Raw genomic sequence first — 18,527 nt, 5'->3', positions numbered from 1 at the left:
TGTCTCTCGGTGTGGCGCGCATTCTACGGACAACTTTCAATGCTGGCAAGCACTTATCGCTTTTTTTATGCCCTGCAGCTCGCGCCGAATTCAAGGCATAAAAAAAGCGACCCTAAGGTCGCTTTCTCGTTGCTTCAAGGGTGTTCAGCGGGCCCTTGAAGCTGAATATGGCGCAGCGGACGGGACTCGAACCCGCGACCCCCGGCGTGACAGGCCGGTATTCTAACCGACTGAACTACCGCTGCGCTATACATCGAGTGGTGGGTGATGACGGGATCGAACCGCCGACCCTCTGCTTGTAAGGCAGATGCTCTCCCGGCTGAGCTAATCACCCTTCGTCTCGGTGTGGGGCGCATTCTACGGACGGTCCTGCCCCCTGGCAAGCACTTTCTTTCACTTTATCTCGAAAAAAGTACAGATCTTTCAACAACCTAGCGCAGCGGCCCGATTTCGTTCGGTTTGTGCACTGCTGGCCCTCTGACAGGGTTGGCCTTCCGGGGCTGGTAGGAGAATAATGCCCGCCTTATGCATTAATGAGAGACTCCCCCGATGTGGTTCAAGAACCTGCTGACCTACCGCCTGACCCAGGACGTCCCCTTCGAGCCTGAAGCCCTGGAGGCTGCCCTGGCCAGCAAGCCAGCCCGTCCGTGCGCCAGCCAGGAGCTGACCACCTACGGTTTCGTCGCCCCGTTCGGCAAGGGCGAAGATGCGCCGCTGGTCCATGTCAGCGGTGATTACCTGCTGATCGCCGCCCGCAAGGAAGAACGTATTCTGCCCAGCAGCGTGGTCAATGACGCGGTCAAGGAAAAGGTCGAGGAGATCGAGACCGAACAGATGCGCAAGGTCTACAAGAAGGAGCGTGACCAGATCAAGGACGAGATCATTCAGGCCTTCCTGCCCCGCGCCTTCATTCGCCGCTCCATGATCTTTGCGGCCATTGCCCCGCGCCTTGGGGTGATTCTGGTCAACTCGGCCAGCGCCAAGCGCGCCGAAGACCTGCTGTCCACCCTGCGTGAAGTGATGGGCTCGCTGCCCGTGCGGCCGGCCACCGTCAAGATCGCCCCGGTGGCCACCATGACCGACTGGGTCAAGTCCCAGAAGGCCGCCGAAGGCTTCTATGTGCTGGACGAATGCGAGCTGCGCGACACGGCCGAAGATGGCGGCATCGTGCGCTGCAAGCGCCAGGACCTGACCGGCGAGGAAATCCAGCTGCACCTGAGCACCGGCAAGGTGGTGACCCAGCTCGCCCTGGCCTGGCAGGACAAGCTGTCGTTCGTACTGGACGACAAGATGGTCATCAAGCGCCTGAAATTCGAGGAACTGCTGCAGGAGCAGGCCGAGCAGGATGGCGGTGACGAGGCCGCGCAGCAGTTCGACGCCAGCTTCCAGCTGATGATGATGACATTTGCAGAGTTCCTGCCCGTGCTCTTCGAAGCCCTGGGCGGCGAAGAGATCCCGCAAGGGGTGTGAGCCCGCTGAGGGTTGGCAGTACCCATGATGCGTGAGGGCGGCACCGTTGCCGCACCTCATCCCCTGCCTGCAGCGCAAATGCCCGGGCATGCAGTCGAACTGGAGATCACCCCATGCGCGCCCTCGCCACCTTGAGTCGATTCGTCGGCAACACCTTTGCATTGTGGGTATTGGTGTTCGCCGTGCTGGCCTTCCTGCAACCGCAATGGTTCATTGGGTTGAAGGTGGCCATCGTGCCCTTGCTGGGGCTGGTGATGTTCGGGATGGGCCTTACCCTCAAGCTCGACGACTTCGCTGCCCTCGCCCGCCAACCCTGGCGGGTCATGCTGGGGGTGGTCGCGCATTTCGTGATCATGCCGGGCATGGCCTGGCTGCTGTGCCAGCTGTTCCAGCTACCGCCGCAAATTGCCGTGGGCGTGATCCTGGTCGGCTGCTGCCCGAGCGGCACGGCTTCGAACGTGATGGTGTGGCTGTCGCGCGGCGACCTGGCGCTGGCCGTGGCCATCGCTGGCGTCACCACGCTGCTGGCGCCACTGCTGACGCCTGCGCTGATCTGGTTCCTGGCCTCGGCCTGGCTTCCGGTGTCCTTCATGGACATGTTCTGGTCGATCCTGCAACTGGTCATGCTCCCGATCGTGCTCGGCGTGCTGGCCCAGCGCCTGCTGGGTGAGCGTGTGCAGGCTGCGGTTCAGATCCTGCCACTGGTGTCGGTGGTGAGCATCGTGCTGATCGTGTGCGCCGTGGTGGCCGCCAGCCAGGCGAAGATCGCCGAGTCGGGGCTCCTGATCATGGCAGTTGTCATCTTGCACAACAGCTTCGGTTATTTGCTGGGGTACATCACCGGCAAGCTGTGCAAACTGCCCTTGGCCCAGCGCAAGTCGCTGGCGCTGGAGGTGGGCATGCAAAACTCCGGGTTGGGGGCAGCCCTTGCCGCTGCGCATTTTTCGCCCCTGGCCGCCGTGCCCAGCGCATTGTTCAGCGTTTGGCACAATATTTCCGGGGCGCTGCTTTCCACCTGGTTCCGACGTCTGGAGGACACCCCTTCCGACGGCGAGAACGCAAAACGCGTCAGACACTGACAGGCGATTGGCTAGCAGGCTTGCCCGCAAGACCCTAGATGTGCACCATGGGCCTACGGTGAGGACGACCTCACGACGCCCAGCGTGATCACCCAGGGGACGGCCCCATCACTTGCAACGATGGAGACGCATCATGTCCTGGATCATCCTGTTCTTCGCCGGCCTGTTCGAGGTCGGCTGGGCCGTTGGCCTCAAATATACTGACGGCTTCAGCAAGCCACTGCCCACCGCGCTCACGGTTGCCGCCATGGCCGTCAGCCTCGGTCTGTTGGGCCTGGCGATGAAAGAGCTGCCGCTGGGCACGGCCTATGCCATCTGGACCGGCGTCGGCGCCGTGGGCACCGTGATCGCCGGCATCATCCTGTTCGGTGAGTCCATGGCGCTGGTTCGACTGGTCAGCGTGGCGCTGATCGTGTGCGGCCTGGTTGGTCTCAAGGTCAGCGCCAGCTGATACCGGTCAGCTGGCCAGGCGCGCTCAGCGGTTGCCTGCGCGCAGGCCAATGACCTGCTCGCGCAGCCGCTCCGGTAGCGCCTCCTGTGCAGGGATGGCGCTGCCTGCCACGACAGTCACCCGGGACCACATTCTTCTGAAAAACCCTTTGGCCGGGTCGCGACTGAAGAAACTGCCCCATAGCCCTTGCAGTGCCAGGGGAATCACTGGCACGGGCGTCTGTTCAAGAATATGGCTCAGGCCGCCCTTGAACACGTCGATCTCACCGTCCCCTGTCAATTTGCCCTCGGGAAAGATGCACACAAGCTCGCCGTCAGCCAGGTAACGGGCAATGCGGGTGAAGGCGCGCTCGTATGTCGCCAGGTCCTCGCTACGCCCGGCAATGGGTATGGCGCCCGCGGTGCGAAACACGAAGTTCAACACGGGCAGGTTGTAGATCTTGTAGTACATGACGAAACGAATAGGACGGCGTATGGCGCCAGCGAGCAACAGGGCATCGACGAACGACACGTGGTTGCACACCAGCAATGCCGCGCCTTCATCGGGAATGTGCTGCAACCCCTGGTGCTTGACGCGGTACATGGAGTGACTGAGCAGCCAGATGAGAAACCGCATGGTGAATTCGGGCACGATGCTGAATATGTAGGCGTTGACGGCGATGTTCAGCAGCGAGACGACCAAAAACAGCTGGGGAATGTCCAGCCCAGCCACGCCCAGCAAAACCATGGTCAACAGGGCCGACACCACCATGAACAATGCATTGAGGATGTTATTGGCAGCGATCACCCGCGCGCGCTCGTCCACGGCCGTGCGTGACTGAATCAACGCGTACAGCGGCACGATATAGAACCCGCCGAACACCCCGAGCCCGACGATGGACAGCAGAATCCACCACGCTTGGTGCAGGCCCAGCAGGTCGAGCCAGTCATGGGCGCTGGCGGCGCTCGGCACATCCCCGGAATGCCACCACCACAGCAGGCCGAACACGGTCAGGCCGAAGGAGCCGAACGGCACCAGGCCGATTTCCACCTTGCGCCCGCTCAGGCGCTCACACAACAAGGAACCCAGGGCGATGCCCACCGAGAACAGCGTCAGCACCAAGGTGACCACGGTGCCATCGCCGTGCAGCCAGTCTTTGGCGTAGGCCGGGATCTGGGTCAGGTAAATAGCACCGACGAACCAGAACCAGGAGTTGCCGACGATCGAGCGCGATACCGCAGGCGGCTGGGCAAGGCCCATGCGCAGGATGGTCCACGACTGCCTAAAGATGTTCCAGTCCAGCTTCATGTGCGGTGAGGCAGCAGCGGCGCGGGGAATCCAGCGGCTGGCCAGGTAGCCCAGTACAGCAGTGCCCACTACGCCCCCGGCTACCACCGTGGCGTAGTTTTCGGCTGACATCATTACCCCGGCGCCGATGGTGCCGGCGAGGATGGCCAGGAAGGTGCCCGTCTCTACCAGCCCATTGCCGCCGACCAGCTCTTGCTCGCGCAGCGCCTGGGGCAGGATCGAGTACTTCACCGGCCCGAACAGCGCCGAATGGGTACCCATGCCGAACAAGGCCACCAGCATGAGGGCCAGGTGATTGGTCGCAAACCCCAGCGCGCCGACCGACATGATGCCGATTTCCGCCAGCTTGATCACCCGAATGAGCGCGTCCTTGGGAAACTTCTCCCCGAACTGCCCACCCAGCGCCGAGAAAAGAAAGAACGGCAGGATGAACAGCAAGGCACACAGATTGACCCAGATGGACCGGTCACCGTCCCCAAGGCTCAGCTTGAACAGGATGGCCAGGATCAGCGACTGCTTGAACATGTTGTCGTTGAACGCACCGAGCGACTGGGTAATGAAAAAAGGCAGGAAGCGCCGTTTGCCGAGCAAGGTGAATTGCGAGGAATGACTCATCGTCCTTGGTCCTGGGTTGAGGTTCAGCCGTGATGGCAGTCAGCGGATGACCAGGGTTAGGCCCGCGCCGACAGCGGTAGCCTGCCTCGGTACACGCAGGCAAGCAAGGACTGTGACGAGCAGGCAAGGCGCCCTTGGAGCGTCAGCGCCTCAACACCCCGTCGCCGGGCTGTTTGCCAAGGGCGCTGGTCGATGATGCCTTGCTTGGCTCAAGCGAAGCCAAACAGCGTTCTGGCCGTATCGACAAGCAGTGCCTGACGCAACTGAGCCGAGCACCCCAGTGCCTCGAATTGCTCAAGGGCCTGGCCAAAACTCATCGCTCTTTCATGCTGCGTATGCGGCCAGTCGCTGCCCCACATCAGGCGCTCGGCCCCATAATGCGCTTCCAGCGCGCCCAGCGCCTGGCGGGCGAACAGCACGTTCTGCTCGGGCGAGCCTTCCAGACGGTAGATACCGGAAACCTTCACCCAGACATTACCCTGCCCGCCCAGGGTCAGCAGCTCGGCGAAACCCGCTTGCCCCAGCCCGTTGCGCGCATCGGGCCTTCCCAGGTGGTCGATGACGATATCCAGCCCATACGGTTGCAGCGCCCGCACCAGGGTGGGAATGTCCGCCAGGTGTCGATGCAGCTCGACGTGCCAGCCCAGCTCGGCCATGCATTCGAAGCGATGGCGCCACTGCGGGGCCGCAAGGTCCGGTAGCGGTTGCCCCATGAGGTTCAGGCGCACGCCTCTGACCCCTAGCTGGTCCATCCGGATGAGGGTTTGGCGGGCAGCGTCCGGCTCAAGCATCACCACCCCCCGCAGGCGCCCCTGAGCGGCCTGCAGAGCGCCCAGCAGATAGCCATTGTCGGCACCCAGGAAACTGGGCTGTACCAGAACGCCATGACTGAAACCGTGCGCCTGCAACTGGCTGAGATAGTCAGCCAACGGCGCATCGTACGCGGGGGCATAACGGCGCTCGCGCGCCAGTGTCAGCCCTTGGCTGAACACGTGGGCATGGCTGTCGATGGCAATAACGGAGCAAGTAGGGTCGTGAGGCATGTCTTTGATCTATAGGTCAGGTTACTGGGCGGCCACACCGGGTGCTTGCGGGGCAGGTTCGAGGTTGCGGCCGCGTGTTTCTGGCAGGCACAGCGCGGCGATCACCGCCACGCCGTAGGCGATGCCGGCATCGATGCCGATGGCGGTACCCAGCGACATGGATTCGCTCATGTGTCCGACCAGGAATGGGAAGACAGCCGAGAGCACACGGCCGAAGTTGTAGCAGAAGCCCACCCCTGCTCCGCGCACGTCGGCAGGGTACAGCTCGTTGAAGAAGGCGCCGAGGCTTGCCGGAATACCGGCTGCGAAGAAGCCCAACGGGAAACCCAGGAACAGCATCTGGGTGTTGCTCAACGGGAAGAAGACATAGGCCTGAACCGTCAGCACGCAGCACAGCGCAAACAGCAGGATGTTGCGACGCCTGCCGATGCGATCGATCAGCAGCCCGCTGACGACACAGCCACACCAGAACGCGAAGATGATCACCGCCAGGTAGCCACCGGAATTGAGCACCGACAGGTTGCGTTCGGTCTTGAGGAAGGTCGGCAGCCAGGTCATCACCGCGTGGTAGCCACCATGCGCCCCGAGGCCCAGCAAGCCGCCCAGCAGCGTGACACGCAGCAGTTCAGGGCGAAAGATCCCGGCCATCGAGGCGAAGAAGCCCTGGGGAATGGCGTTCTGTTTCTGTAGGCGTTGAAAGCTGTCCGGTTCTGGCACGTTGCGACGCACCCAGATGATCAGCAACGACGGCAACAGGCCAACGAAGAACATCACACGCCAGGCGAATTCCTGCGGCACCAGCGAATAGATCAAGGTGAACAACGCCACCGCCAGGCCCCAGCCTACCGCCCAGGCGCTTTGCACCGTGCCCATGACCTTGCCGCGGTACTTGGGGTTGATGGTCTCGGCCATCAGCACGGCCCCGGCCGCCCACTCCCCACCAATGCCAAAGCCTTGCATGGCCTTGACGAACAGCAGTGGATAGAACCCTGTCACGAAAGCCGAGAGGAACGTGAAGCAGGAGAACCACAGGATCATCCATTGCAACGTGCGCACACGGCCGTACCGATCCGACAGGGTTCCGCCAAGCCAACCGCCGATCGCGGAGGTCACCAGGGTCAGGCCGCTGATCAGGCCCGCATCGCCTTTGGACAGCGAGAAAGCCGCGATCAGCGCGGGAATGGCCAGGCCGAACATCTGCACTTCCAGCGCATCGAGCGACCAGCCCCCAAAACAGGCCCAGAAGGTCTTGCGTTCGCGCGATGTTATTTGGCGGTACCAGCTGAACATGATTTTTATCCTTTTAATGGTGAGGGGTACGCTCGGTTGCATGCAGCGCAGGCAACCGAGCAGGCGAAGCCACTGCGCCCGGGTGACGGGGCGCAGGCAGGTAAAAAAGTTGAAACGGCGCGGTCAGCGAATATCGATGCGGTAACGGAAGTGCTGCGCGTGCCCTCGCGACCGGCGCCACTCCAGGGGCTTACCGGCGTAGTCACGGGCCAGCCGCTCGATCACCACGATCGGGCTGCCAGCCGGTACCTGCAGAAGGCGCCCATGCACTTGATCCACGGCCTCGGCAGTCAGGGTCTCTTCGGCAGCAGCGACCACTTGCCCACACACCTGTTCGTAGATCGGGTAAAGCAACGGGCCCTTGCTATCCAGATCGGTCTCCAGCAGCAACTTAAACGGCTGGCGGGGCAGCCAGATGTCCTCGGCCAGCACGGGCTGGGCGTCGAGCAGACGAAGGCGCTGCAAGTGGATCACATCGGCTGCGGGGGCCAGCCCCAAGGCCTGGGCCACGGCAGACGGGGCCGCCACGACGTTCATTCCCAGGATGCGACTCATCGGCACGACACGCTCGCCGTTGACCGCCTCAAAGCGGAAGAAGCGAAACAGCGAGGATTGGAACTGTGGACGGCGGATGAAGGTGCCTCGCCCCTGCTGACGCTCAAGCACGCCTTCGGCCACCAGCGCATCGATGGCCTTGCGCACGGTGCCTACCGACAGGTCGAATTCGGTCGCCAGCGCAGCCTCGGTGGGAATCGCTTCACCGGGGTGCCAGCGATTGTTGGCAATCTGGGCTAACAGATGGTCGCGTAGCTGTTGGTAGCGTGGCAGTCGTGTGTCGCTGGCGAGTGGAAGCATGGGCGTGTTCTCGTCTTGTTATATATACATCTATATGAATTTTTCGGGAGTATTTGCTTCGCGGCATCATCTGTCAATCCTCCATCGGTCAACTGGCTTCGCCCGAGCCTGCAATTGGGGGCGTCATGCTGCGACCACCTGCCACTGCGACCATCGTCTGCGCTGACGGCGCGCCACCTGTCGTGCCAGACTGGTTGACCGGGCCTCGTTATCCATTAAGCGTCGGAGTCACCATGTCGTTGTCCAGCGGGCTGATCGCCGCGGTCGCCCTGGCCTATATGGCCGTCATGTTCGCCATCGCCTTCTATGGCGACCGGCGCAGCACCCCATTGCCGCCCAAATTGCGTGCCTGGGTGTACAGCCTGTCGCTGGCGGTGTATTGCACCAGCTGGACGTTCTTCGGCGCGGTCGGACAAGCGGCCGAGCAGCTGTGGGCATTCCTGCCGATCTACCTGGGGCCGGTATTGCTCCTGGTCTTCGCACCCTGGGTGGTGCAGAAGATGGTGCTGATCAGCAAACAGCAGAACATCACTTCCATCGCCGACTTCATCGCCGCCCGCTACGGCAAGTCCCAGACGCTGGCCGTGGTGGTGGCCCTGATCTGCCTGGTGGGGGTGCTGCCCTACATCGCCTTGCAGCTCAAGGGCATCGTACTGGGCGTCAACCTGTTGATCGGCGCCAGTGCAGACGCCACCGGCACACGCGTACAGGACACAGCGCTAGTGGTGTCGCTGGTGCTGGCGCTGTTCGCCATCGTATTCGGCACGCGCAGCCTGGACGTCACCGAGCACCACCGGGGCATGGTGCTGGCGATCGCGTTCGAGTCGATGATCAAGCTGCTGGCGTTTCTGGCCGTGGGGATCTTCGTCGTCTTCAACCTCTACGATGGGTTCGATGACCTGTTCACCCAGGCGCGCCAGTCCATCGAACTGCACGATTACTGGACGGAGACCATCAACTGGCCGTCGATGGTGGTCCAGACGGCCGTTGCCATGATGGCCATCATCTGCCTGCCACGGCAGTTTCATGTGACCGTTGTGGAAAACATCGAGCCGCAGGACATGCGCCTGGCACGCTGGGTGTTCCCGATTTACCTGGCCCTGGCCGCCCTGTTCGTGGTGCCCATCGCCCTGGCGGGGCAGATGCTGCTGCCGGGTACGGTAATATCGGACTCATTCGTGATCAGCCTGCCCCTGGCCGAGGCACACCCCAGCCTGGCGCTGCTGGCATTCATCGGTGGCGCGTCAGCTGCTACCGGCATGGTCATCGTCGAAGCGGTAGCGCTGTCGACCATGGTGTCCAACGACATGCTGCTGCCCTGGTTGCTGCGTCGCAACAACGCCGAGCGACCATTCGAGGTGTTCCGGCACTGGATGCTTTCGGTTCGGCGGGTCACCATCGTGGTCATCCTGCTGCTGGCGTACGTCAGTTACCGCCTGCTGGGCTCCACGGCCAGCCTGGCGACCATCGGCCAGATCGCGTTTGCCGCCGTGACCCAATTGACGCCCGCCATGCTCGGGGCGCTGTACTGGAAGCAGGCCAACCGCCGGGGCGTGTTTGCAGGCCTGGCGGCGGGTATCTTCCTGTGGTTCTACACCCTGGTGCTGCCCATCGCCGCCCACAGCCTGGGCTGGTCGCTGCAGGTGTTTCCAGGGTTGGCGTGGTTGCATGGCAACCCGTTGAATCTGCCGATCAGCCCGCTGACCCAAGGCGTGGTGCTGTCGCTTGCCGGCAACTTCACCCTGTTTGCCTGGGTCTCGCTGCTGTCGCGTACCCGCGTGTCCGAGCATTGGCAAGCGGGCCGCTTCATTGGCCAGCAGACCAGCGCCCGCCCCAGCAGCAAGCCGCTGCTGGCGGTGCAGATCGACGACCTGCTGACCCTGGCGTCGCGTTTCGTGGGTGAGGAGCGCGCGCGGCAGAGCTTCATTCGGTTCGCCTATCGCCAGGGCAAGGGCTTCAACCCCAACCAGAACGCCGACGGTGACTGGATCGAACACACCGAGCGGTTGTTGGCCGGTGTCCTGGGCAGTTCGTCTACCCGTGCAGTGGTCAAGGCAGCCATCGAGGGCCGCGACATGCAGCTCGAAGACGTGGTGCGCATTGCCGATGAAGCGAGCGAGGTGCTGCAGTTCAACCGGGCATTGCTGCAGGGCGCCATCGAGAACATCAACCAGGGCATCAGTGTGGTCGACCAGAACCTGCACCTGGTGGCCTGGAACCGGCGTTACCTTGAGCTGTTCAATTACCCGGACGGGCTGATCAGCGTGGGACGGCCCATTGCCGACATCATTCGCTATAACGCTGAGCGCGGCCTGTGCGGCCCAGGGGAAGCCCAGGTGCACGTGGCCCGGCGTCTGCACTGGATGCGCCAGGGCCGGGCTCACTCGTCCGAGCGGCTGTTCCCCAATGGGCGCGTGATCGAGTTGATCGGCAACCCGATGCCAGGTGGCGGTTTCGTCATGAGCTTTACCGACATCACGCCGTTTCGCGAAGCCGAGCAAGCGCTGCGCCACGCCAACGAGAGCCTTGAGCAACGCGTGGCAGAGCGCACCTACGAGCTGTCGCAACTGAACCAGGCGCTGACCGAAGCCAAGAGCCATGCCGAAGCGGTCAGCCAGTCCAAGACCCGCTTCCTGGCTGCGGTCAGCCACGACCTGATGCAGCCGCTCAACGCCGCCAGGCTGTTTTCTGCGGCCTTGTCGCAGCAAGCCGAAGGCATGACCGAAGAAGCCCGGCAACTGGTCCAGCACATGGACAGTTCACTGCGTTCGGCCGAGGAGCTGATCAGCGACCTGCTGGACATCTCGCGCCTGGAAAACGGCAAGATCACCCCCGACGCCAAGCCGTTTGCCCTGAACGAGCTGTTCGACACCCTTGGGGCGGAATTCAAGGTATTGGCTGCCGAGAAAGGCCTGGCGTTTCGCCTGCGCGGTAGCCGCCTGCGGGTCAACAGTGACATCAAACTGCTGCGCCGTGTGCTGCAGAACTTCCTTACCAACGCCCTGCGCTATGGCAAGAGCCCGATCCTGCTGGGTGCACGCCGCCAGGGCGAGCGCCTGTGGCTGGAAGTCTGGGACAGGGGGCCCGGCATCGCCGACGACAAGCTGCACGTGATCTTCCAGGAGTTCAAACGCCTGGACAGCCATCAGACCCGCGCCGAAAAAGGCCTGGGCCTGGGCCTGGCGATCGCTGACGGACTGTGCCGGGTCCTGGGCCACACACTGGAGGTACGTTCCTGGCCAGGCAAGGGGACAGTGTTCCGCGTAAGCGTACCGATCTCTCAACAACCAGCCCTCGTCACTTCGGCGGTAGAGCAGCGCAGCGAGCCGCTGGCCGGGCTGCAGGTGCTGTGCGTCGACAACGAAGACAGCATCCTGATTGGCATGAACAGCCTGCTCAGCCGCTGGGGCTGCCAGGTGTGGACCGCACGCAGCCGCAGCGAGTGCGAGGCGCTGCTGGCCGAGGGCATGCGTCCGCACCTGGCCTTGGTGGACTACCACCTGGATGAAGGCGACACCGGCACGCGCTTGATGGGCTGGCTACGCACTCGGTTGGGCGAACCGGTGCCTGGGGTGGTCATCAGCGCCGACGGCAGCAAGGAAACCGTCGCACTGGTGCATGCCGCAGGCCTGGACTATCTGCCCAAGCCGGTGAAGCCCGCTGCCTTGCGGGCCCTGCTCAACCGTCATCTGAGCCTGGTGCAGTAAGCGCCTGGTCGGGCGCTTCATCGGCGAAGGCGCGTTCGAGCAAGTCGGGCGCCAGGCTTTTGCTGGCCCGGGCGCCGAGCAGCTTGAGCTGCTCGCTGCGACTGACCAGGTTGCCGCGCCCTTCGCACAGTTTGTTACGGGCTGCCGCGTAGGCCTTGTCCACCTGTTGCAGGCGGCTGCCCAGTTCATCCAGGTCCTGGATAAACAGCACGAACTTGTCGTACAGCCACCCGGCACGTTCAGCGATTTCCCGGGCGTTCTGGCCTTGGCGTTCCTGCTTCCACAAACTGTCTATCACCCGCAGCGTGGCCAGCAAGGTGGTGGGGCTGACGATGACGATTTGCCGGTCGAAGGCCTCCTGGAACAGGTTGGGCTCAGCCTGCAACGCCGCCGAGAACGCGGCCTCGATGGGCACGAACAGCAGCACGAAGTCCAGGCTGTGCAGGCCTTCGAGACGGCTGTAGTCCTTGCTTGACAGGCCCTTGACGTGACTGCGCAGAGACTGGACGTGCTGCTTGAGCGCCGCCTCGTCGTTGCCTGACACGAACTGCTGGTAGGCCGTCAGGCTCACCTTGGCATCGACCACCACCTGTTTGTTGCCCGGCAACATGATCAGCACATCGGGCTGGAAGCGCTCACCGTCAGCGCTCTTGAGGCTGACCTGCGTCTGGTACTCCCTGCCCTTTTCGAGCCCTGCGTGTTCGAGCACGCGCTCCAGGATCAGCTCGCCCCAGTTACCCTGGGTTTTCTGCCCCTTGAGCGCCTGGGTGAGGTTGGTCGCTTCATCGGACAGGCGCAGGTTCAGTTGCTGCAGGCGCTCGAGCTCCTTGCCCAGCGAAAAGCGCTCGCGGGCTTCCTGCTGGTAGCTTTCCTCGACACGTTTTTCGAACGCCTGGATGCGCTCCTTCAACGGATCGAGCAGTTGGCCAAGGTGCTGCTGGCTGGTCTGGGCAAAGCGCTGTTCGCGCTCATCGAAGATCTTGGTGGCCATGTCGGCAAACTGGGCACGCAGGGTATCGCGGGCCTCCTGCAGGTCCTCGAGACGCTGCTGGTGGCTTTCCTGCTGCTCTCGCAGCTCGGCTTCCAGGCGTGCGGCCTGAGACTCCAGGCGGCGCTGCTCTGCCTCGCGGGTAGCGCGCTCCAGGTTCCAGGCATGGGCGGCGTCGCGGGCATTGTCCCGCTCGATCTGCAGCAGCTCCAGCTCTCGGCCCTGGGCTGCAAGCTGCGTCTGCTTGAGGGTATTGGCTTCGCTGAGGTCACTGACTTCATCACGACTGGCATCGAGTTGCACCTGCAAACCGGCCTGGGCCAGCTGCGCTGCGTTCAGACGCTCCTCAAGCAAGGCACGCTCGCCATGCCGTGCCGCATGCCGACGCTGCAGCTGCATGACCCACACCAGGCACGGTACCGCGCCCGCCACCAAGCCCAGCAGAATGCTGGCCAGATCCACTGTCATGGCTACCCCGGTCACTGTCTGGCAAATTCGCTGAAGCTTAACAGCCTGACCGGCAGGTTGCCCGCGGCGTTGTCACATGCAGGAGTGATCAGCGCCCGAACCACTGACGCAGCAAACGGCGGGCCTCCTGGGATCCCTTCCCGGCCGCCAACTCCAGCCAGCTGCGAGCCTGCTCGGGCGCAGACGCCCGGCACGCTCGGGCATACTCCACCTGGGCGCGACAATCGCCTGCGCGTGCGGCCTGACGGAGCAGGTCATGGCCGATACGCCGATCACGGGCGCTGCCGCAGTCGCGGCAAAGCATCTGTCCCAGGCGGCTTTGAGCCACCACCACACCCTCGCGCGCTGGGCGCTTGAGCAACCGCCCAGCCAGGTGCTTGACCTGTGGTTTGTCGCCCAAACGCGAACTGTCGAGTAGCCACAGGGCAACTTTGAGCGTGAACCGTCCAGGGCGCTGTGCAGACGAGGGCATGGGGCTGGCGAGTTGTTTGCTGCGAGACTTCATGAGCGGCAGGTCAGGCAAATCGAAAAGCGCGCCACTCTACCGGTTTTTGACGTGCCGGCCTAATGCCGAGGACTTTTTTATAAAAATTTCATGTGATTGTTTCTTGACGTTTGCAAGACGATGGATGGTCATGCGAACTGGTCTGATTTTTGGCAAGACCCGAGACAATTTGGCGCCAACCCCGCACTAGAGCAAGCGGCGACGACAATCCACAGTTCCTGTGGATAAGTCGGTGGACAACACCCTATTCCCCCCCGCCAAGCCCCGAATTACGGGGGCTGCTGTCAAACTGACGATTTTTTCACCAACAAAAAATAGTGTTTTTTTTCATTGACTTAACTGGCCAGTCAAGTCATTGGCGACCGGAGCGGAAGGTAGGACGCGTTTGATACAAATCATCCTTTCGGTGTGAACAAGCCCCGGCCGGGCATCCGTTCGTGTGTCAGGCAGGCGTTCTAGGCATCCTCTAAGCGTGCTCTACCCCCTTCCCACCGGCAAAATTAAGGGCCATACTGCTCGGCTACCCAAGCGCTTCCAGGGCTTGCCTTCATTGAAAGGTTCAGGTAGGATGCGCCTCGTTAGTACCAAGCTGAAAGTCAATTCTGGCCAACAATGTCCTTGCAGATTCGCTTTCCCAACAGCGCGCTGCTGAAACCAGGACCGGCCCTTTCGATGACTCGCCCGCAGCCGATATGCTGCCGCGACATCCATCACGAGACTAATTGATCAGGATCCCGCACGAAGGCCCAGAACCTTGGCCCCGTGTGCTGCCTGTCCTCTGAAGTACCTACCAGTCAGCCCAAGCGCCCACTTTTGATTGCGCTCCTTCTGGCTGCTTTGTTCCAGCAGGTTCTCTCGTCCCTTAATAAAGACGTCACTGGAACGTTTCTATGATGCACGGATCTACTCCCCGTGTTTAATGCAGGAACCTCCAATAATATGCAAACTCAACATCAAATCCAGGCTGCAATCGGTACCCTATCCCAAGCGTTCTCGCCGCTGAAATGCTTGCTCGTTGCACCACGCAAGGGCAGCTTCAGCTTCACGCTGGTGGACGAACACGGTATCGCCTGCCACACCGAACGTCTGTACCACGAGCAGTACAGCCGCAGCGAACCGCTGCAGGCCGTTATCGCCCGTACCCGCCAGTCACTCACCGCGTGAGCGGTGAATGCTGCGGCATTCACCTGTCAGATACACCCCCCTCCCCGCTTGCCTGTACAAATCCAGCGTAATTGCCTTCGGGTATATCGCTCGGGTTGTCAGGCAGCAATCGATTTAAAAAACAGCCCTTTACATCATTCTTATCACACTACACTTCAACTCGAGCGGTGCACGCCGCTTCCGGCGGGCCTGACCGTTCATCCAGCTGCCAAGCGCCTGCGCCCGTCGGTCTCTTACTGCTCGGGGGCACCATGGGTATTGCGGCCAAAGAATTACGTCAGCATGTCATCAGGCCCACACTGATCTACCTTGACCGCCACTGCGTCAGCGCCGAAATGTTGTTGCTCGGCATTGCTGCCTGCCAGTCGGCACTGGGGTCGGCGCTGCACGGTAGACGTGGGCATGGTCTCTTTCGCATAGATGACCAGCGTCATCGGACGCTCTGGGACGATTACCTGGCACGCGACCCCGACTTGGCCAGCCGTGTACGCGGCCTGGCCAGCCAGCATGCCTTCCTGGGCGGACCCGACCTGGAACTTACCGTGAACCTGCGCTACGCCACCGCCATTGCCTGGCTACTTGTCGAAGCCCAGGTTGTGACCTTGCCTGCAGTGGACGACCGGATAGGCCAGGCGCGCATCTGGCGTCAGATTTTCAACCCCCAAGGTCGCTTGCGAGACTTCACAGAAGCCTGGCAAGCCTGCGTGGATCAGAAACTGCCAGTGGCTTCTTGAGACGGTTCTTACAGACTCAACTGAGAAAAGGAATTTTAGTCGGATTGTCCTACAAAACCGCTCTATCTCCTGCGATTGCGCCTATAGCGCGGCGCGTGATTTGTTGGTAGCTTTTCGCCTCGGAGATCCCAAGGAGTTCTAATAATGAAAAAAGTAATGCTCAAAACCTCCCTTGGCGTTGCTGTTGCGCTCGCTTCGAGCCAACTGTTCGCCAGCGGCTTCGCGTTGAACGAACAAAGCGTCAGCAGCATGGGGACAGGTTTCGCGGGACGTTCCTCTTCTGCCGAGGATGCCAGCACCGTATACGGCAACCCGGCCGGCATGTCCCGCCTCAAGCGCCAGCAGGTCACCGTCGGTGGCGCAGCGGTCATCGCCAAAACCGATATCTCGGGGCCTGGCAGCAACCTTGGGGGGGAAACTGACGGTGACATGGTACCGGTGGTCGGCGTACCCATGGGTTACTACGTCAAGCCCATCGACGATCACTGGACCGTCGGCTTCGGTGTCTACGTGCCATTCGGTCTGGTCACCGACTACGGCAGTGACGACGCGGCGCGTTATTGGGGCAAGAAAAGCCACGTGGAAGTGGTGACATTCCAGCCTACCGTCAGCTACGCCTTCAATGACAAGGTGTCGATCGGCTTCGGCCCGACCTTCAACCGGATCAAGGGCGAACTGGGTTCCAACCTGATCAACCCGGCCACTCCCGGGCGCAACGACGGTGAAGTCAAGATCAAAGGCGACGACACGGCGGTCGGCTACAACATCGGCCTGATGGTGCAAGCCACCGACCGCACGCGCATCGGCCTGACCTATCACTCCATGGTCGATTACAAGCTCGAGGGCAAGACCAAGGTCAATACTCTGCAGGGTGCCAACAAGTTCGATGCCTCGCTCAAGATCAAGACGCCGGAGTCGGTGGACCTGTCAGTCACTCACGAACTCGACGACCAGTGGACGCTGTACGCCGGCAGCACTTGGACGCGCTGGAGCCGCCTGAAGGACATCACTGTGCAGAACGATGTACCGAACTCCTCTATCTTCAAGACCATTTCGGAAGAACAGAACTGGCATGACACCTGGGCCCACGCCGTGGGTGCGTCGTACAAGGTCAACAAGGAGTGGGTGCTGCGCACCGGCTTCACCGTCGACCAGTCGCCGACCAACAACCAGGACCGCTCGCCGCGCATCCCCACAGGCGATCGCAAGATCTTCAGCCTGGGCGCCGGCTGGAGCCCGAGCGAGGACATGACCATCGACGTGGCGTATTCCTACCTGTGGGAAGAAGACACCAAGGTCAATCAGGTCAGCGCCACCAAGGGCGCCTACCGTGCCAAGTACGAGAACAGCGCGCACGGTGTAGGGGCATCCCTCACTTACCGCTTCTGATCGTTCCCGCTACTGGAAAACCGCCCTCGTGGCGGTTTTTTCATGTTGGCACTTGCCAATCTTCGCCAAGACGGTCGCGCAGGTAATGCATGAAGGCGTTTACCTTGCTCGTGAGTGCGAAGCGATCGGCCACGCATAGATAAACGTCCATGGGTTCTGTCTGCGCGTACGCCTGTCCGTCAGGGCTGTATTCGAACAGCGGCACCAGGGCACCGCAAGCCAGGTGCGGACGTGCAATGAACGCTGCCAGGCGAGTGATGCCGCCGTCATGCACCGCCATCTGCGTGAGCGCATCGATGTCGTCGCAGATGAGCACGTCGCCGAATTCGGGCTCCAGGCGCTGCCCATCACGCATGAACCCCCAACGCAACAGACGGCCATCGACCGGGTAGCGAAACACCAGACAACGGTGGTTGCGCAGGGCCTCTGGCGTTTGCGGTACACCGGCACTGGCCAGATACCCTGGCGCTGCACAGCAGACGAAAGGAATGCGGGCGATGTGCTTGGCGACCAGGTGCTCGTCCAGCTGGGGCGTGATGCGCAGGCTGACATCGATACCTTCACGTGCGTGGTCAACCTTTCTGTCGCTCATGACCAGCTCGATCGAGATACGCGGGTACAGCTCGCTGAACGCAGGTATCAGTGGCGCCAGGACGTGACGACCGAACGCGGAGGTCGAAGCGATGCACAGCCGACCTTGGGGCTCGGTTTCAGGCGTCATCACCGCTTGCTCAGCGCGCGCCAGGTCACGCTCTATCAGCCTGACATGCTTGTAGTACTGGGTGCCGGCGGGAGTCAGGGTCATGCGCCGCGTTGTGCGGGTCAGCAGGCGGACCTGCAGGTGTCCTTCAAGACGCGCCAGGTTCTGGCTCACGGCGGCTGGGCTGATGCCCAGGCTGCGGGCGCCCGCAGCAATACTTCCCGCTTCGACGACCTTGATGAAGCTGCGGATGGCGTTGAGCAGGTCCATGCTATGCCCTTGGGATTCGTAAGTTTTGCTTTATAAAGGACTAAGGCGCAGCGGTCTACTGGGGGAGCGCCGTGGGTTGATAGGGTAACGCCTCAATCGGACTCCAGGAGGTCGCATGACTGATGCCACTCAAAGCCGTCGCCGCAGACTGCATGTGAATGCCACGCCGTATGTGTTTGCCTTTTACATGTCGGCCATCATGGCGTTGCTGATGTGTTTCGTGATTACAGCAGCTAACGCCGGAATTGATCAGGATTATATAAGCAACGTGTTGAAAGCCTATCGATTGGCAATGCCGGTAGCCTTTGTTTGCGTGTTGATTGTAAGACCGATTGTGGGAAGGCTGGTTGCGATGACCGTGTATGCGGGTTGAATAGTGATGCAGCTGCCATTGTGGATAGATAGATAGATCATCAACAATTACTACCCAGGGCACTCTAGCCAATAAACCCCCGCTATTACTAACGCCAATTGCTCTTGATCTTGACCTTGACCTTGACCTTGATCTTGAT

The 18,527-nt window shown here is 61.7% G+C and carries 15 protein-coding genes and 2 tRNA genes; 8 read left to right on the top strand and 9 right to left on the bottom strand.

Annotation, left to right across the window (positions count from 1 at the left end; translation table 11 throughout):
- Positions 1-168 precede the first annotated feature (168 nt).
- Positions 169-245 (bottom strand) — tRNA-Asp (locus ACF8E5_RS03150).
- Positions 246-258: 13 nt separating this feature from the next.
- A tRNA-Val gene (locus tag ACF8E5_RS03145) sits at positions 259-334 on the bottom strand.
- Between the two features lie 215 nt (positions 335-549).
- Here ACF8E5_RS03145 and rdgC point away from each other — a divergent pair.
- From rdgC to sugE, 3 genes are all read left to right on the top strand, one after another.
- Positions 550-1,470 carry a recombination-associated protein RdgC gene (rdgC, locus tag ACF8E5_RS03140; protein WP_023533890.1) on the top strand — a complete coding sequence of 307 codons (921 nt, stop codon included), beginning with the start codon at positions 550-552 and terminating at the stop codon, positions 1,468-1,470.
- Positions 1,471-1,583: 113 nt separating this feature from the next.
- Positions 1,584-2,549: a bile acid:sodium symporter family protein gene (locus ACF8E5_RS03135; RefSeq protein WP_392474894.1), complete on the top strand. Its 966-nt coding sequence runs from the start codon at positions 1,584-1,586 to the stop codon at positions 2,547-2,549.
- Between the two features lie 133 nt (positions 2,550-2,682).
- The gene (gene sugE / locus ACF8E5_RS03130) at positions 2,683-3,000 is read left to right on the top strand and encodes a quaternary ammonium compound efflux SMR transporter SugE (protein WP_058604169.1); all 318 of its coding nucleotides are present in this window, start codon (positions 2,683-2,685) and stop codon (positions 2,998-3,000) included.
- A 24-nt stretch (positions 3,001-3,024) separates the two neighbouring features.
- On the opposite strand, the gene ACF8E5_RS03125 is transcribed toward sugE, so the two are convergent.
- From ACF8E5_RS03125 to ACF8E5_RS03110, 4 genes are all read right to left on the bottom strand, one after another.
- On the bottom strand, positions 3,025-4,902 hold the full coding sequence (locus ACF8E5_RS03125; RefSeq protein WP_392474893.1) for an MFS transporter: 1,878 nt from the start codon (positions 4,900-4,902) through the stop codon (positions 3,025-3,027).
- A 209-nt stretch (positions 4,903-5,111) separates the two neighbouring features.
- Complete coding sequence (locus ACF8E5_RS03120; RefSeq protein WP_058638025.1) at positions 5,112-5,945, bottom strand: amidohydrolase; 834 nt, start codon at positions 5,943-5,945, stop codon at positions 5,112-5,114.
- A gap of 21 nt (positions 5,946-5,966) precedes the next feature.
- Positions 5,967-7,235, bottom strand: coding sequence for an MFS transporter (locus ACF8E5_RS03115; RefSeq protein WP_027915771.1), 1,269 nt, complete (start codon positions 7,233-7,235; stop codon positions 5,967-5,969).
- A 123-nt stretch (positions 7,236-7,358) separates the two neighbouring features.
- The gene (locus tag ACF8E5_RS03110) at positions 7,359-8,090 is read right to left on the bottom strand and encodes a GntR family transcriptional regulator (protein ID WP_058638024.1); all 732 of its coding nucleotides are present in this window, start codon (positions 8,088-8,090) and stop codon (positions 7,359-7,361) included.
- 233 nt (positions 8,091-8,323) lie between these two features.
- On the opposite strand from ACF8E5_RS03110, the gene ACF8E5_RS03105 reads away from it, so the two are divergent.
- A complete protein-coding gene (locus ACF8E5_RS03105) occupies positions 8,324-11,797 on the top strand; it encodes a PAS domain-containing hybrid sensor histidine kinase/response regulator (protein ID WP_196186578.1) in 3,474 nt (1,157 codons plus the stop codon).
- On the opposite strand, the gene rmuC is transcribed toward ACF8E5_RS03105, so the two are convergent.
- Both rmuC and ACF8E5_RS03095 read right to left on the bottom strand, forming a co-directional pair.
- The gene (gene rmuC, locus ACF8E5_RS03100) at positions 11,769-13,139 is read right to left on the bottom strand and encodes a DNA recombination protein RmuC (RefSeq protein WP_197844514.1); all 1,371 of its coding nucleotides are present in this window, start codon (positions 13,137-13,139) and stop codon (positions 11,769-11,771) included. The genes ACF8E5_RS03105 and rmuC overlap by 29 nt on opposite strands.
- A 202-nt stretch (positions 13,140-13,341) precedes the next feature.
- On the bottom strand, positions 13,342-13,758 hold the full coding sequence (locus tag ACF8E5_RS03095; RefSeq protein WP_197844494.1) for a sel1 repeat family protein: 417 nt from the start codon (positions 13,756-13,758) through the stop codon (positions 13,342-13,344).
- Positions 13,759-14,697: 939 nt separating this feature from the next.
- On the opposite strand from ACF8E5_RS03095, the gene ACF8E5_RS03090 reads away from it, so the two are divergent.
- The 3 genes from ACF8E5_RS03090 (at position 14,698) to ACF8E5_RS03080 (ending at position 17,045) form a co-directional block, all read left to right on the top strand.
- Positions 14,698-14,922: a hypothetical protein gene (locus ACF8E5_RS03090; RefSeq protein WP_027915766.1), complete on the top strand. Its 225-nt coding sequence runs from the start codon at positions 14,698-14,700 to the stop codon at positions 14,920-14,922.
- Between the two features lie 251 nt (positions 14,923-15,173).
- Entirely contained in the window at positions 15,174-15,656 is a 483-nt protein-coding gene (locus ACF8E5_RS03085; protein ID WP_058604161.1) for a hypothetical protein, read from the top strand.
- 144 nt (positions 15,657-15,800) lie between these two features.
- The gene (locus tag ACF8E5_RS03080; RefSeq protein WP_196136811.1) at positions 15,801-17,045 is read left to right on the top strand and encodes an OmpP1/FadL family transporter; all 1,245 of its coding nucleotides are present in this window, start codon (positions 15,801-15,803) and stop codon (positions 17,043-17,045) included.
- 40 nt (positions 17,046-17,085) lie between these two features.
- On the opposite strand, the gene ACF8E5_RS03075 is transcribed toward ACF8E5_RS03080, so the two are convergent.
- Positions 17,086-18,015 carry a LysR family transcriptional regulator gene (locus ACF8E5_RS03075; RefSeq protein ID WP_058638018.1) on the bottom strand — a complete coding sequence of 310 codons (930 nt, stop codon included), beginning with the start codon at positions 18,013-18,015 and terminating at the stop codon, positions 17,086-17,088.
- Between the two features lie 115 nt (positions 18,016-18,130).
- Here ACF8E5_RS03075 and ACF8E5_RS03070 point away from each other — a divergent pair, with 115 nt between their 5' ends.
- Positions 18,131-18,388, top strand: coding sequence for a DUF2798 domain-containing protein (locus ACF8E5_RS03070; RefSeq protein ID WP_078478963.1), 258 nt, complete (start codon positions 18,131-18,133; stop codon positions 18,386-18,388).
- Positions 18,389-18,527 lie beyond the last annotated feature (139 nt).

It is taken from the genome of Pseudomonas sp. WSY_20, assembly GCF_043104335.1.
Classification (GTDB): domain Bacteria; phylum Pseudomonadota; class Gammaproteobacteria; order Pseudomonadales; family Pseudomonadaceae; genus Aquipseudomonas; species Aquipseudomonas parafulva_B.
The sequence above is the reverse complement of the archived record's forward strand: the minus strand, read 5'-3'. Positions and strand labels throughout refer to the sequence as shown.